Genomic DNA, 14,790 nt, shown 5'->3' with positions numbered 1-14,790 from the left:
GATCGTTATCATAGCAGGCGTTAACAACGAATGAGACCTGCGTTTCTCTGCGGCGCAACGTCTCAGGCGGAGAACTGTTCTGCGAGTACGCGTTCGTCAAGGCTGCGACCGGCGTCGAACAGCATCGCCAGGCTGGTGCCGCGGTCTTCAGAGATGTGGACTTCTAGCACGTCACGAACCTCGAAGTTATCGGCGACGGCGCTGACGGGGCGCTTGTCGGCCTCGATGATCTCGAAGGTAATGCGCGCCAAGCGCGGCAGTAAGGCCCCGCGCCAACGCCGGGGACGGAAGGCACTGATCGGCGTGAGCGCCAGGACCTGGCCGCCGATGGGAATGATCGGTCCGTGAGCCGAGAGGTTATAGGCTGTTGACCCCGCCGGTGTAGCGATCAGGGCACCGTCGCAGACCAGTTCACTCATCCGGACCTTGCCGTCGATCGAGATGCGCAGCTTGGCGGTCTGGCGGGTCTGGCGCAGCAGCGAGACCTCGTTGATCGCCAGGGCGCGGTGGTTGCGACGATGGGAGTCGATTGCGGTCATAGCCAGAGGGTGGATTACGGTGCGCTCGGCGGCGTTGATCCGCTCCAGCAGGTCATCCTCGCTGTATTCGTTCATCAGGAAGCCGACCGAGCCGCGGTTCATGCCGTAGATCGGGGTCTGGCTGGCAATGGCGGCGTGCAGGGTTTCCAGCATGAAGCCGTCGCCGCCCAGGGCCACGATCACCTGAGCCGACTCCTCGCCGACGTCGCCATATCGGGCGATCAGGCGATCTCGCGCCTCCTCGGCCTCGGGGCGATCACTGGCCTTGAAGGTCAGGCGAGTCAGAAAGGGTTGTGGCTGGTACATCGCACCCAAGAGGCGCGAAGCCTCCCGGCTTGTCAAACCGCGCCGACGGCCTGTCGGAAAGCCATTCCGGCGATGTCCGGTGTGAACGGGCCAAAGGCGCTGCCGGCGCGTCTGGCGCCCTCGTCGCCGCCGCCGGGACGACCGCCGTTCAGCTGACGCACATGTTCCAGGATGGTCGGAAACACGCTCCGATCGATTCCAACCGCAGAGCAGGCCAGGGCCAGAAGTTCAGGGCGGTTGCTATCGATGGCGCGGCGGATCTGGGGGGATTCGAAGCGGCCCAGACGCGCAAGGGCCGTGACAAACAACGTCAGGCGGCCTTCGCGCAGCACCCGCAGCAGGTAGCCGGGCCGCAGTTGCCCGGCAGAGTCGAGCTTTTCGACCAGTGAGCGCTCCATTTCCGCGCGATCTTCGTCCGACTCTACCCCCCCGTCCGGCGCTGGGCTGTCGCCGCGATGGGCAGCGCGGAGCGTTTGGTCGAGGGCGAGCGCAATCGTTTCGGGATCGAGATGGAAGCGGTTCGTGAGGGCGTCGCGCAAGGCGCCTCCGACCCACAGATAGAGTTGTTCGGCCAATTCGCTGGAAAGCAGCGGATGACGCGCCAGCGGGGAGCGCAGGGCGACGATGTCCTTGGCGCGCCCAACGAGGCGACGCAGACTGTCGGGCGATAGCTCGGCGGTGTCGTTGCTGGCCAGGGCCGTCAGGACGGCGTGCTCGTCGCGGGCCAGAATGGCTTCGACCACAGAAGCCGACAGGCGCGGGCGGCGCGCGACCTCGATCTGGTGTTCCAGAGTGGCCTGCACCATCAGGCGGATCAGGTCGTGATCCTGCAGCACCTGACTGCGCGCGATGATCGGGCGGGCGATCTCGATCTCGTCGAGCGCCAGGATGTTGATCAGGGCCGACGGTGCCCAGGGAGCGTCAGCCAGGCGCTCAGACAGGCGCTGGCGAATATCGCGCTCGGCTTCGACGACCAGAGTCATGAAGATCGAATCGAGCAGGCACTGGATATCGGGATCGGTTGGGGCGCCGGCGGACTGGCCAGCTTCGCAAAGTTCAATGATGCCAGTGAGCAGCCGTTCGCGATCGCCCGGATCGCGGCTGCGCGCCAGTGTCAGAAGCTTGGCGGTTTGGACGGCTTGGATGACCAGCCTCCTCGAATCCCGAATTGTGTGAGCATGACCTTGCTGTCAGCAAATGAAAACATGCTTAAACAGGGCGGCTCGACACGCGATAAAAGCAGCGGCGAGTTGTCACGGGTGAAGCTTGAGGGCGGGAGGCGCGAGTATGGCTGAACAACTGATTCTGGCCCTGGATCAGGGCACAACCAGCACCCGTGCGATCTTGTTCGATGCGACAGGCGGCGCCCTGGCCGATGCAACGCGGCCTTTGCGGCAAAGCTACCCTGCCGACGGCTGGGTGGAGCACGACGCCGAGGAGATCTTCGCGGCCTGCGTGGCTGTGATGAGAGAGGCCATGGAGACGTCCGGTCGCGATGTCGCCGACGTCGTCGCCATTGGCGTGACCAACCAGCGCGAGACTGTGGTGGTCTGGGACAAGGCGACGGGGCGACCGATCCATCCGGCTATCGTCTGGCAGGACCGGCGCACCGCCGACGCTTGCGACCGGCTGCGCGCGGCCGGCCATGAAGCGCAGGTCTCCCAAGTGACAGGGCTGTTGCTGGATCCCTATTTTTCGGGCGCCAAGATCGCCTGGATCCTCGACCGCGTGCAGGGCGCCCGGGCGCGCGCTGAGGCCGGCGAACTCCTGTGCGGGACCATGGACAGCTGGGTGATCTGGCGACTGACGGGTGGAAAGGTGCACGCCACCGACGCCACGAACGCTTCGCGCACCCTGTTGTTCGACATCGAGGCCCAGGCGTGGTCGCCGGCGATGCTCGACCTTCTCGACGTGCCGGACAGCCTGCTGCCCAAGGTTCTGGACTGCGCTGACGACTATGGTGTCACGACTGCGGATGTTCTGGGCCGTGAGGTTCCGATCCGGGGCGTTGCTGGCGACCAGCAGGCGGCTCTGATGGGGCAGGGGTGCATTCTTCCCGGCCAGATGAAGGCCACCTACGGGACGGGTTGTTTCATGCTCATCAACACCGGCGAGACCCGACCGGTGTCGCGTTCGCGCCTGCTGACCACCGTCGCGGCGCGGGTCGGCGGCAAGACGACTTATGCTCTGGAAGGGTCCATCTTCGTCGCTGGCGCCGCGATCCAGTGGCTGGGCGAGGGGCTTGGGATCACCGGTGGCCCGCGCGCCGCAGAAGCCCTGGCGCGAGCAGCCAGGTCCGACCACAGCGTGGTGGTGGTGCCCGCCTTCACCGGGCTGGGGGCGCCCTGGTGGGACGCGGGCGCAAGGGGCGCGATCTTCGGACTGACGCGGGACGCCGGCCTGCCCGAGATCGCGGCGGCCACCTATGATTCCTGCGCCCTGCAGAGTCGCGACCTGATCGAGGCCATGCGCGCCGATGCTCCGGAAGCTTTCGGAGACGACGCCCAACTCCGGATCGACGGGGGCATGTCCAAGAGCGCCTGGTTCTCGCAGCGGCTCGCGGACCTGACGGGCATGCAGGTCCAGCGGGCCAGCTATCTGGAAACAACCGCCTTGGGTGCGGCGCTGTTCGCGGGCCTGGGGGCCGGCGTCTATGCCTCGCTGGAACAGGCGGCTGCCGCGCGTCCCGCTGCCGAGGGTTTGACCCCATCCATGCCCTTGCATCAGCGCGAGGCGGCCTATGCGCGTTGGCTGGACGCTGTGCCGCGCGTCCGCACCCGACTTTTTTGACCCCAGCGCGTAACGCGGGTCGCCAGAGAAGGGGAGGATTGCTATGACATCGCTGTCATAACGTGAGGACCCAACCCCATGACGCCGACGCGCCGTTCCATCACCCTGGGGGCCAGCGCCGCCGTTCTTGCCGGAGGGTTCTCCGTGTCTGCCCACGCCGCCCGTCCGACGGTTGGAAGCATCCGTCGCCTGTCTCGCGCGCTGGACGCGGTGGTCGCGCCCGACGCCAGGATCGAACAGTTGGCCGACGGCTTCGTCTGGTCCGAAGGGCCGGTCTGGGTGAGGGAGGGTGGCTATCTTGTCTTCTCCGACGTGCCCGCCAACACGATGTATCGCTGGAGCGAGGCTGACGGCGCGAGCGTGTTCCTCAAGCCGTCGGGCTATGACGGCCCGCCGACTAAGGCCTTCCGCGAGCCTGGCTCGAACGGCCTGGCGCTGGACGCCGCAGGCGCGCTGCTGGTCTGCGACCATGGGAACCGGGCGATCTCCAGAGTCGATCTGAAGACCAGGCAGAAGACGATCCTGCTTGACCGCTATCAGGGCAAGAAATTCAGCAGTCCCAACGATCTGGCTGTCGCCCAAACGGGGGCGATGGCCGGCGCGATCTATTTCACCGATCCGCCCTACGGCCTTGAGGGCATGAACAACTCGCCGCTGAAGGAGATGGCGTTCAACGGCGTCTACCTGCGGCGCCCCGACGGCTCGGTCGTCGTGGTTGATGACAAGCTGACCTTCCCCAATGGCCTGGCGCTGACCCCAGATGAGAAGCGGCTCTATGTCGCCGTATCCGATCCTGAAGGGCCGGTGATTATGGTCTATGACCTGGGCGACGACGGCCTGCCGGTGAAGCGCCAGCTGTTCTTCGACGCCATGGCCCTGCACAAGTCCGGGGGTGCGGGCCTGCCGGATGGGATGTGCCTGGACACCGAGGGACGCCTCTACGCCACGGGCCCTGGCGGTGTGCTGGTGATCACGCCAGCTGGCGAGTTGATCGGCGTCATCGACGCGGGTCGCCCCATCGCCAACTGCGCGTTCGGCGAGGACGGCCACACCCTGTTCCTGACCGCCGACGACATCCTGGCCAGGGTGCGCCTGAAGACCACCGGGCTGATCTAGGCGGCGCTTCTGGTTTCGGCGCCTCTAGCCGGCCGCCTCGATATAGGCCTTCACGCGGGCGAACAGGTCCTCGAACATCGGCGTAGTGAGGCGGCCCGTGTTCGTGTTGAGCCGCGAGCAGTGATAGCTGTTGAACACCCGATAGGGGCCGGCCTGGAACTCCGAGCCATGGCCGGGGATGCCGGCAGAGCCTTTCAGGCCCAGGGCCTTCAGCACATTCCGCCGCGACACGTCGCCCAGGGTGACGATGGCCTTCAGCCTCGGGAAGGCCTCTATCCGGTTGGTCAGGAAGGGCCTGCAGGTGTTCTCCTCGCGGGTCTCGGGCTTGTTGCCGGGCGGGGCGCAACGGACGGCGTTGGTCACCGCGCTGCCGATCAGCCTGAGGGAGTCGTCCGGTCGCGCCTCGAACTTGCCGGTGGCGAAGCCGAACTTGATCAGGGTTTCGTAGAGCAGGGTCCCGGCATAGTCGCCGGTGAACGGCCGCCCGGTGCGGTTGGCCCCCTTGCGACCGGGGGCCAGTCCCACGATAAGGAGCCGCGCATCCCGGTCGCCGAACGACGGCGCGGGTCCATTGAACCAGTCGGGATAGAGATCCTGGTTCTCGCGGCGATAGGCCACCAGCCGAGGACACAGCGGACAGTCGCGCGGCGGCTCGGCGGGTGAGGGGACCTGTTCGCCAGCGATGTTGGAGGGCTGCTCAATATTCATCGTCCGCCTCGCGTTCGGCCTGGGTGCGGGCGTCGACCATCGGGCGTGGCGCAGGCGCGCGCTGTGGACGACCGACGATGTTGGCCAGGTCGTTCAGGTCGACGAAGTCGTCTGCCTGGCGGCGAAGGTCGTCGCTGGTCATCGGCGGCTGGCTCTTCATCGTCGAGACCACGGTCACCCGGCGCCCCTTGCGCTGCACGGCCTCGACCAGGGCGCGGAAGTCACCGTCGCCGGAGAACAGCACCAGATGGTCGGCGGTCTCGGCCATCTGCAGCATGTCGACGGCGATCTCGACGTCCATGTCGCCACGCCAGCGCTTGCGGCCCTGGCTGTCGGTGAACTCACGGGCCGGCTTGGTGACGAGGGTGAAGCCGTTGTAGTCGAGCCAGTCGACCAGCGGCCGGATGGGCGAATAGTCGTCATTCTCGTTGATGGCGGTGTAGTAGTACGCCCGTATCAGAACGCCCCGCTTTCTGAACTCGTCGAGCAGCTTGCGGTAGTCGATGTCGAAGCCCAGCGCCTTGGCGGCCGAGTAGAGGTTGGCCCCGTCGATGAACAGGGCCAGACGGTCTGTGGGATGGAAGGTCAAAGCGGCAAGTCCTTGGAAAATACGGTCGATCAAAATGGCTTGGACGAGACCATAATCGTGGCGCTCGGCTGTAATCTGTCGGGAGCCTACACGAGTCGCGAAGCCTTGTTGGAAGCCGCGCTGGAGGCCTTTTCCTCTGAGGGTCTCGCTGTGGTGGCGCGCTCGTCGTGGTGGACATCCGCCGCTTGGCCTGATCCAGCCGGGCCTGCCTATCTGAACGGTGTGGCGGTGGTGAAAACCTTGCTTGATCCGGCGGCGACGCTTGCAGCCCTGCATCGTATCGAGGCGCGCTTCGGGCGCGTGCGCGGAGAGCTCAATGCTTCCAGGACCCTGGATCTCGACCTGATCGCTCACGGCCGCCGTGTGATTTCCGACGTCGTGATGGCGCCGCACCCGCGCGCTCATGAGCGCCTGTTTGTGATGGGACCCCTGGCCGAGATCGCGCCGGATTGGCGCCATCCCGTCAGCGGCGAGACCGCCGCCCACTTGGCGAACGCCGCCAGCGTTGGACGCGACGCCAGGCCCTGAACTTCGCGCACTGGACTTACCGGCGCGAAGCGGGCATAAGCGCCCCCTCGCGAAAGACGGGCAAAGACTCAGCGGCGTTGCGTAACGCCGCTCAAACCCTTATTTTGCAGAGCGTCACGGCTAGCCCGAGGAATTCATGGCCCGCGTCACCGTCGAAGATTGCGTCGAGAAGGTTCCGAACCGTTTCGCACTGGTTCTGCTGTCCGCCCATCGGGCGCGCGGCATCTCGGCTGGCGCCGCCCTGCTGGTCGATCGTGATAACGACAAGAACCCGGTCGTCGCCCTGCGCGAGATCGCCGACGACGTCGTCGATCACGAAGGCCTCAAGGAACAGCTGATCAGCACGCTGCAGCGCGTCGATGAGCACACCGAAGCCGAAGAAGAAGCCGAGACCCTGGCCCTGCTGGCGGATCCGAGCCACATGCAGATGAGCGAACTGGAACTGGTTCGCGCTCTGCAAAGCGACCGCGATGGCGGTCAAGAGGAACGGTACTGAGCCCCGACGGCACAGACCCTCTGATTCTTGAAGCGGCGCCTGCCGCCGCTCCATCCGAACGCGCGTCCGAAGTTCCCCCGCTTGGGGGCGACTCGGGCGCGTCGTCGTTTCTGGCGGCCAGCGAGGTCCAGGCGATCCCGACGCCGGCTGCCAAGCCGCGCCAGAAGATTCTTCGCCAGTACGAACTGATCGAGCGGGTCCATTCCTACGACCCGACCGCCGACGAGGCGCTGCTGAACCGCGCCTATGTCTACGCCATGCGCATGCACGGCAGTCAGACCCGGGCCAGCGGCGACCCCTACTACGCCCACCCCATCGAGGTGGCCGGCATTCTGACCGAGTACCGGCTCGACACTGCGACCATCGTCACGGCTCTGCTGCATGACGTGATCGAGGACACGCCCGTCACCCGCGAGGACATCGCGGGCCTGTTCGGCGACGAGATCGCCGAGCTGGTCGAGGGCGTGACCAAGCTTTCCAAGCTGGAGCTCCAGGCTGAGCATTCGCGCCAGGCCGAGAACCTGCGCAAGTTCATCCTGGCCATCAGCAAGGACGTTCGCGTCCTGCTGGTGAAGCTGGCCGATCGTCTGCACAACATGCGGACGCTGCATTTCATCAAAAGTCAGGCCAAGCGCGAGCGCATCGCCCGCGAGACGCGCGACATCTACGCGCCCCTGGCCCGCAACATCGGCTGCCACCGCATCTGCACGGAGCTGGAGGAGCTCAGCTTCGAGCACACCAATCCGGTGGCCCGCAACGCCATCATTCGACGGCTGGACACCCTGCGCGCCGAGCAGGGCGGGGCGGTAGCGCTGGTCTCGCAAGAGATCGCGGCGCGACTGGAATCCGCCGGCGTTCCGGCCCGGGTCTTCGGCCGTGAAAAGTCGCCCTATTCGATCTGGCGCAAGTTGCAGCGCAAATCGATCGGCTTCTCGCAGATGTCCGACATCTATGCCTTCCGCGTGATCGTCGACAGCGAGGAGGACTGCTATCGTGCGTTGGGCGTCCTGCACCGGTCCTGGTCCAGTGTGCCGGACCGCTTCAAGGACTTCATCTCGACGCCCAAGCGCAACAACTACCGCTCGCTGCACACCACCGTGGTGGGGCCGCGCGGTATGCGCATCGAGATGCAGATCCGCACCGAGGCGATGGACCGCGTCAACGAAGAGGGTGTCGCCGCCCACTTCCGCTACAAGGACGCCTCGTACGGCCTTGACCTGGAAGGCATGGAAGCCGCCGGCGGCCGCGATCCGCTGGCCAATCTGCGCCAGTTGGTCCAGGTGCTGGAACACGGCGGCGACGCCGAAGAGCTGGTCGAGCACGCCAAGCTCGAGATGTTCCTCGACCAAGTGTTCGTCTTCACGCCCAAGGGCAAGCTGGTCAGCCTGCCGCGCGGCGCCATGCCGCTCGACTTCGCCTATGCCGTTCACACCAGCGTCGGCGACACCTGCATTGGCGTGAAGATCAATGGCGAGCTGAAGCCGCTGCGCACCGGCCTCAATAACGGCGACGTGGTCGAGGTCATTCGGGGCGCCAAGCCCGTGGTGCCACCGGACTGGCGTTCGCTGACCGTGACCGGCCGCGCGCGCTCGGCGATCCGCCGCCACATCCGCCAGACCGAGAAAGAAGAGTTCCTGCGCCTGGGCAAGGCATCCGTGGAGCAGATCTTTGAGCGGGCCGGCAAGAAGTTGAAGGACGTCTCGCTGCGCCCGATCCTGGAGCGGTTTGCGCTGGACAGCGACGAGACTCTGTTCGACGCCGTCGGCCGTGGCCGGGTCTCGCCCAGCCAGGTTCTGGAAACCGCCTTTCCGGGCATGAAGGACAGCGACATGGCCGCCGCCTCGGCCCGTCGCAAGATCGAGGGCGGCAAGGGCGCGCGGCTTTATGTGCGCGGCGGCGGTCTGACGCCGGGCGTCTCGCTGCACTTCGCCCATTGCTGCAGCCCGGTGCCTGGCGATCGCATCGTGGGCATCCTTCGCGAGGATGGGGAAGCGGGCCAGGACGGGGGCCTTGACGTCCACACCATCGATTGTCCCAAGCTGGCCGACTACGAGGATCGCGAGGATCTCTGGCGCGACCTGAACTGGACGCCCGAGGCCGAGCGCGAGACGGTGTCCCTGACCCGCCTGCACGCCACGATCCAGAACGCGCCGGGCGTGCTGGGCCAAGTGTGCACGATCATCGGCGAGGCCGGCGGCAATATCGTCAACCTGCGCATGCACCATCGCCAGAGCGACTTCTTCGACACCGACATCGATGTCGAGGTGCGCGACGCCAAGCACCTGACCAATATCTCTGCGGCGCTGCGGGCCTGTCCTTCGGTCGAGACCGTGGACCGGACGCGCGGTTAGGCTTTCAGCGCTGCGATAGCGTCGGCCGTGGAAGCCGTCAGCGGCGAGGGCAGGGCGTTGAGAGCGAACCAGCCCCACTCCGACAGGGCGTGGTCTTCCTGGATCACCGGATCGCCTTCGAAGCTATCGGTTCGATAGGTGATCGCCACCCAGTGATAGTCGTCGGCGATCATGTCGGTCACGGCCAGCACCGGTCCGGCGACAATTCTGACCCCCAGTTCCTCGAGGATCTCGCGTTCGGCGCAGGTGCGGGCGGCCTCGCCCCAGTCGAGCTTGCCGCCGGGAACGCCCCAGTGATCGGCCTCGGGAGGCTTGACGCGCTTCACCAGCAGCAGGCGACCCTGGTCGTCGAGGATGGCGGCGCCGCAGCCGATGCGGGGGCGGAGAGGTTCGGTCATGGGGGCGATAGAGCCAAATCCGATCCGCGACGCAAGACGTGACCCCCGTTTAAAGACTCGCGCGCCTCAGCTATATCCCCGCCATGACCAATGATGACGTCCTCGACGAATTCCGCGCCGCAGGGGCCTTGCGCGAAGGCCACTTCGTGCTGTCCAGCGGCCTGCACAGCCCGGTCTTCCTGCAGAAGAACCTGGTGTTCATGCGGCCCGAGCGCTGCGAGCGCCTGTGCAAGGCCCTGGCCGAGAAGATCATCGCCACCGTCGGCCAGCCCGATGTGGCGGTGTCGCCGGCCGTGGGCGGAATTATCCCCGGCTATGAGACCGCTCGTCATCTGAACGTCGCCTCGATCTATGTCGAGCGTGAGGGCGGCGGCTTCAAGTTTCGGCGCGGCTTCCATCTGGAGCCCGGCCAGAAGGTCGTGATGGTCGAGGATATCGTCACCACCGGTCTGTCGTCGCGCGAGTGCATAGCCGCAATCCAGGAGGCCGGCGGCGACGTCATCGCGGCGGCCTGCATCGTCGACCGCTCGGGTGGCAAGGTCGATGTCGGCGTGCCGCTGGTCTCGCTGTGCAGCCTGGAAGTGCCGGCCTATCCCGCCGACGCCCTGCCGCCGGAGCTTGCCGCGATCCCCATCGAAGATCCAGGCAGCCGCCGGCTTAAAGCCCAGTAGTCCCTTGGCCGCCCCCTACTTGGCAGAAGGGGGCGTCAGCTGCTTGACCGGCCATTCGACGCCCAGTTGTTCCAGATAGGTCCCGTACTTGGCGGGATCGTAGTAGAACTTGCTCATCGCCGGGCGGTAGGTGGCCATGATGTTGGCGTTGATCTGGGTCTGCGGCTTGTCGGTCGCCGCCAGCATCGGCACGTATTTCTGGTCCTTGGTCTGGACGTCCTTGAAGTAGCTGTTGGCCGCGGCCAGCAGCTTGGGCTGGGTCAGGAGATCCAGCGCCGTCATCGCCACAACCTTGGAGCCCGCCGCCACGCCCTTGTGGGCGATGGGCGTGGCCATAGAGATCGCGTTGGCCCAGTGGTGCCCCGGTAGTTCGGGGATATTGGACGGATAGTTGATGGTGATGGTCGGCATGATCCACGAAATGTCGCCGATATCGTCCGAGCCGCCGCTTTCCGGCTTGGGATCCGGCGGCGACAGGCCCTTCAGCTTGATGTCGAGACCGGTCTGCTTGGGCGCGCCGATATTGGTCTGCACGGCCTTGGCGAAGGCCTGCTCGTCGGCGGTCCAGACCGGCAGGCCGACCGCCTCGATATTGGCCTGAGCGGCCTGCGCCATCGGTCGGTTGAAATGGCGAGGCGCGGCCGTGCCGATCACCTGGTGGTCGACCTTGGTGTCGGTCATGTCAGCGGCGGCCTGGGCGATCCTGTCGCCGATGGCGTAGTTCTTCTTGATCGCGTCGAAGCTCTGCTCGCGGAAATAGTACCAGACGCTGGCTTCCGACGGCACGACATTGGGCTGATCGCCGCCATCGACGATGACATGGTGCGAGCGTTGCGTGGGATTGAGGTGCTCGCGGCGCATGTTCCAGCCGATGTTCATCAGCTCAACCGCGTCCAGCGCGCTGCGGCCGCGCCAGGGCGCGCCGGCCGAGTGCGCGGATTCGCCATGGAAATTGTACTTCACCGACACCAGCCCCGTGCCCGTCGGTTGGCCCCAGGTGGTGGCCAGATTGGTCCCCACATGGGTGAAGATCGTGGCGTCCACGTCTGTGAACACCCCGTCGCGGACCATGTAGGCCTTGCCGGCCACCAGTTCCTCGGCGACGCCGGGCCACAGCATCAGGGTCCCGGCGATGTTCTCCTTGATCATCAGGTCCTTGAGCGCCAGGGCGGCGACGACGTTCAGGGCTTGGCCGGAGTTATGGCCCTCGCCATGGCCCGGTGCGCCGGCGACGATCGGGTCGTGCCAAGGCACGCCGGGCTTTTGCGAGGCCTTGGGAATGCAGTCGATGTCGCTGCCGAAGGCGATCGTGGGGCCGCCCTTGCCGTGGGTCCAGGTTGCGGTCCAGGCCGTCGGAATGCCCGACACGCCGCGCACCACGGTAAAGCCGTTCTCCTCCAGCACGCCGGTGATGTATTTCGAGGTCTCGACCTCCTGGAAGCCCAACTCGCCGAAGGAGAAGATCTGGTCGTTCATCACCTGGGACAGCTTGGCCCGGGACTCGACGCCGGCCACGGCCTGCGCCTTCAAGGCCTTGAGCCGGCTGGCCGAAACGGTCGTCTCCGCCATCGCCGAAACAGCTGTCGTCGCCATCAGCATGGCCAGGGCCGCAGTCCGCGCAGTTTTCAGGATCATGTTCCGTCCCCACAGTTTCCCAAGGACGCGACCTTCAACGGCGGCGGGCCTGCTGTCCACGCCGTTTTCCCCGGGTTGAGCAGAACTGCGCGGCTGTTGCTTTTCCGGTCTCCACCCGTCGGCCGGAAGGGGATAGACTGTCACGGACGGCCAGCCATCGGGCGCCGATCGCGATCGAGGGCGGAAAAATTCTTAGCGAGCATCAGCTGAACGTCCGACTGGGCGTCAACATCGACCACGTGGCGACGATCCGCAATGCACGGGGGTCCACCTATCCCGAGCCGGTGCGCGCCGCCGAGCTGGCCCTGGCCGCCGGCGCCGACGGGATCACCGCCCACCTGCGCGAGGATCGTCGGCATATCTCCGACGCCGACATCGCGCTGCTGAACGAACTGTGCCTCAAGCGCGGCAAGCCGCTGAACTTCGAGATGGCCGTCACCGACGAGATGGTCGGTATCGCCCTGCAGGCCCGGCCGCATGCCGCCTGCCTGGTGCCCGAGCGCCGCGAGGAGGTGACGACCGAGGGCGGCCTCGACGTGCTGCGCGGCTATGACGCCATCGCCGCCGCCACCATTCGGCTGCGCGAAGCCGGCGCCCGAGTGTCGCTGTTCATTGACGCCGAGGCCAGCCAGATCGAGGCCTCGCATCGCCTGGGCGCCCAGGTGATCGAGCTGCACACGGGCGCCTATTGCGACGCCGCGCGGGCCGGGGAGGTCGAGCGGGCCGCCGCCATCCTCAGGCGCCTGCAGGACGCCGCAGCCCTGGCCTCCAGCCTGGGTCTGGAGGTTCACGCCGGCCACGGCATCGACTACGCCACGGTCAAGCCGATCGCGGCGATCCCGGAGATCGCCGAGCTCAACATCGGCCATTTCTTGATCGGCGAGGCAATCTTCGTGGGGCTGCCTCAGGCCATTCATCGGATGCGGGCCCTGATGGATGCCGCGCGCGCCGAGTTGGCCGCGTGATCATCGGCATCGGTTCGGACCTGTGCGACATCCGGCGGATCGAAAAGTCGCTGGAGCGGTTCGGCGACAGGTTCACCAACAAGGTGTTCACCGACATCGAGCGCAAGCGCTCCGAGCGCAAGCCTGATCGCGCCAGCAGCTACGCCAAGCGGTTCGCGGCCAAGGAGGCCTGCTCCAAGGCCCTGGGCACCGGCCTCAAGCGCGGCGTGCATCTGGCCGGCATGGGCGTGGTCAACCTGCCGTCGGGCAAGCCGACCATGGCCTTGAGCGGCGGCGCGGCGGCGCAACTGGCCTCGATGGTGCCCGCCGGCATGACCCCGGTGATCCATCTGTCGCTGACCGACGATCATCCCTATGCCCAGGCCTTCGTGATCATCGAGGCCATCTGAACCGCAAAAGAGGACGCCGGCCCGATGAGCGAGTTTCTTCTGTTGATGCATGGCGACGCGGTCAACGAGGCGGCGGCGGACTGGCCGGCCTATCTGGACGGACTGGCCCATGGCGGGCGTCTGCGCGGCGGCAGCAGTCTTGGCGACGGCGCCTGTTTTCGCCGGGACGGGTCGTCGCGAGCGACGTCCGATCATCTGACCGGCTTCATCAGGGTGGCGGCGGAGGGCTTGGAGGACGCGCGATCCTGCCTGGCCGGCAATCCCGTTTATGAGGCCGGAGGAACCGTGGAGATCCGCCTTTTGGTCGAGGATGAATAGCCTCCGCGCGGCGGCCCAACCTCCGCCATGAAGACGAGTTAACCGGCGTGGAGCTTGCCCGTAGTGTAAAGCGCGTCTAGCTAAGCCTGTCCGGTTCGCCGGAATCCCATTGCTCGAGAGCCCAGCGCCCGCATGACCGACGCCGCCGACGATAACGCGCAGCCCGAGGAACAGGGCGGAGCCGTCAAGGAATTCATCGAGATCATCAAGACGGTGGCCTATGCCTTGGGCATCGCCCTGGTGCTGCGGGTCCTGCTATTCCAGCCCTTCACGATCCCTTCGGGTTCGATGGAGCCCAACCTGCTGGAAGGTGACTACATCATCGTCAGCAAGTTCAGCTATGGCTGGAGCAAGCACTCTATCCCGTTCAGCCCGCCGATCCTGAATGGCCGGATCCTGGATAAGGCGCCCAAGCGGGGCGACATCGTCGTCTTCAAGCTGCCGCGCGACAATCGCACCGATTATATCAAGCGCCTGATCGGTATGCCGGGCGACAAGGTCCAGGTGCGCGGCGGCGTGGTCAACATCAACGGCAAGCCCCTGGCTATGGCCTCGCGCGATCCCGCCCTGGTCGACATGGGCTATGGCTTCACCCAGCAGGTCCAGCGCTTCGAGGAAACCAATCCCGAAGGCCGCAAGTACCAGACCCAGGACTACGGCCCCGACAGCCGCGGCGACAATACGGGCATCTATACGGTGCCCGAGGGCTGCTATTTCTTCATGGGCGACAACCGCGATAACTCGGCCGACAGCCGGTTCGACCCGGGCGTCTCGCCGTTCAAGACTGGTCCTGGCGTCTGCAAGTGGGACTATGAGCTGGACCAGTATATCGGCGACGAGGTCGGGGTCGGCTTCGTTCCTGCCGAGAACCTGGTTGGCAAGGCCCAGATCATCCTGCTGTCCTGGAACCGTAAAGCGGCCCTGTTCAAGCCCTGGACCTGGGTTCTGGACGCGCGTCCCAGCCGCTTCTTCCGCGTCCTGAAGTGAAGCT

At 66.0% G+C, this 14,790-nt stretch carries 16 protein-coding genes; 10 read left to right on the top strand and 6 right to left on the bottom strand.

The annotated features are described in order from the left end of the window. Positions 1–62 precede the first annotated feature (62 nt). The gene (locus ACN2C8_RS10410; protein WP_419251685.1) at positions 63–845 is read right to left on the bottom strand and encodes an NAD kinase; all 783 of its coding nucleotides are present in this window, start codon (positions 843–845) and stop codon (positions 63–65) included. A 32-nt stretch (positions 846–877) separates the two neighbouring features. Then, positions 878–1,963, bottom strand: coding sequence for a DUF2336 domain-containing protein (locus ACN2C8_RS10405; RefSeq protein WP_419255868.1), 1,086 nt, complete (start codon positions 1,961–1,963; stop codon positions 878–880). Positions 1,964–2,132: 169 nt separating this feature from the next. Here ACN2C8_RS10405 and glpK point away from each other — a divergent pair, with 169 nt between their 5' ends. After that, entirely contained in the window at positions 2,133–3,635 is a 1,503-nt protein-coding gene (gene glpK, locus ACN2C8_RS10400; protein WP_419251684.1) for a glycerol kinase GlpK, read from the top strand. Between the two features lie 78 nt (positions 3,636–3,713). Further along, positions 3,714–4,751: an SMP-30/gluconolactonase/LRE family protein gene (locus ACN2C8_RS10395; RefSeq protein WP_419251683.1), complete on the top strand. Its 1,038-nt coding sequence runs from the start codon at positions 3,714–3,716 to the stop codon at positions 4,749–4,751. A 24-nt stretch (positions 4,752–4,775) separates the two neighbouring features. Here ACN2C8_RS10395 and ACN2C8_RS10390 read toward each other — a convergent pair whose 3' ends face one another. Together ACN2C8_RS10390 and ACN2C8_RS10385 are read right to left on the bottom strand one after the other, a co-directional pair. Then, positions 4,776–5,453, bottom strand: a complete 678-nt coding sequence (locus ACN2C8_RS10390) for a uracil-DNA glycosylase (protein WP_419255867.1) — start codon at positions 5,451–5,453, stop codon at positions 4,776–4,778. Beyond that, a complete protein-coding gene (locus ACN2C8_RS10385; protein WP_419251682.1) occupies positions 5,449–6,048 on the bottom strand; it encodes an NYN domain-containing protein in 600 nt (199 codons plus the stop codon). The genes ACN2C8_RS10390 and ACN2C8_RS10385 overlap by 5 nt, the downstream gene beginning before the upstream one ends. On the opposite strand from ACN2C8_RS10385, the gene folK reads away from it, so the two are divergent. The 3 genes from folK to ACN2C8_RS10370 all read left to right on the top strand — a co-directional run bounded on the left by folK (position 6,037) and on the right by ACN2C8_RS10370 (position 9,423). Beyond that, positions 6,037–6,576, top strand: coding sequence for a 2-amino-4-hydroxy-6-hydroxymethyldihydropteridine diphosphokinase (gene folK, locus ACN2C8_RS10380; protein ID WP_419251681.1), 540 nt, complete (start codon positions 6,037–6,039; stop codon positions 6,574–6,576). The two genes, ACN2C8_RS10385 and folK, sit on opposite strands and share 12 nt — an antisense overlap. Before the next feature lie 136 nt (positions 6,577–6,712). Then, on the top strand, positions 6,713–7,072 hold the full coding sequence (gene rpoZ, locus ACN2C8_RS10375; RefSeq protein WP_035049486.1) for a DNA-directed RNA polymerase subunit omega: 360 nt from the start codon (positions 6,713–6,715) through the stop codon (positions 7,070–7,072). A 257-nt stretch (positions 7,073–7,329) separates the two neighbouring features. Then, a complete protein-coding gene (locus tag ACN2C8_RS10370; protein ID WP_419262182.1) occupies positions 7,330–9,423 on the top strand; it encodes a RelA/SpoT family protein in 2,094 nt (697 codons plus the stop codon). On the opposite strand, the gene ACN2C8_RS10365 is transcribed toward ACN2C8_RS10370, so the two are convergent. After that, a complete protein-coding gene (locus ACN2C8_RS10365) occupies positions 9,420–9,821 on the bottom strand; it encodes an NUDIX domain-containing protein (protein WP_419251680.1) in 402 nt (133 codons plus the stop codon). The two genes, ACN2C8_RS10370 and ACN2C8_RS10365, sit on opposite strands and share 4 nt — an antisense overlap. Before the next feature lie 83 nt (positions 9,822–9,904). On the opposite strand from ACN2C8_RS10365, the gene pyrE reads away from it, so the two are divergent. After that, positions 9,905–10,492 (top strand): orotate phosphoribosyltransferase, encoded by a 588-nt coding sequence (gene pyrE / locus ACN2C8_RS10360; RefSeq protein WP_419251679.1) that lies wholly within the window; start codon positions 9,905–9,907, stop codon positions 10,490–10,492. A 15-nt stretch (positions 10,493–10,507) separates the two neighbouring features. Here pyrE and ACN2C8_RS10355 read toward each other — a convergent pair whose 3' ends face one another. After that, on the bottom strand, positions 10,508–12,091 hold the full coding sequence (locus ACN2C8_RS10355) for an amidohydrolase (RefSeq protein ID WP_419255865.1): 1,584 nt from the start codon (positions 12,089–12,091) through the stop codon (positions 10,508–10,510). A 242-nt stretch (positions 12,092–12,333) separates the two neighbouring features. Here ACN2C8_RS10355 and ACN2C8_RS10350 point away from each other — a divergent pair, with 242 nt between their 5' ends. The 4 genes from ACN2C8_RS10350 to lepB all read left to right on the top strand — a co-directional run bounded on the left by ACN2C8_RS10350 (position 12,334) and on the right by lepB (position 14,786). Further along, positions 12,334–13,092: a pyridoxine 5'-phosphate synthase gene (locus ACN2C8_RS10350; protein WP_419255864.1), complete on the top strand. Its 759-nt coding sequence runs from the start codon at positions 12,334–12,336 to the stop codon at positions 13,090–13,092. Further along, entirely contained in the window at positions 13,089–13,481 is a 393-nt protein-coding gene (acpS, locus tag ACN2C8_RS10345; protein WP_419251678.1) for a holo-ACP synthase, read from the top strand. The genes ACN2C8_RS10350 and acpS overlap by 4 nt, the downstream gene beginning before the upstream one ends. A gap of 24 nt (positions 13,482–13,505) precedes the next feature. Beyond that, positions 13,506–13,799, top strand: a complete 294-nt coding sequence (locus tag ACN2C8_RS10340) for a YciI family protein (RefSeq protein WP_419251677.1) — start codon at positions 13,506–13,508, stop codon at positions 13,797–13,799. A 132-nt stretch (positions 13,800–13,931) separates the two neighbouring features. After that, complete coding sequence (lepB, locus tag ACN2C8_RS10335; protein ID WP_419251676.1) at positions 13,932–14,786, top strand: signal peptidase I; 855 nt, start codon at positions 13,932–13,934, stop codon at positions 14,784–14,786. Positions 14,787–14,790: the final 4 nt, after the last annotated feature.

The sequence above is a fragment of the Caulobacter sp. ErkDOM-C genome, from assembly GCF_048541825.1.
Taxonomy (GTDB): domain Bacteria; phylum Pseudomonadota; class Alphaproteobacteria; order Caulobacterales; family Caulobacteraceae; genus Caulobacter.
This window is presented reverse-complemented; position numbering and strand designations above follow the sequence as displayed.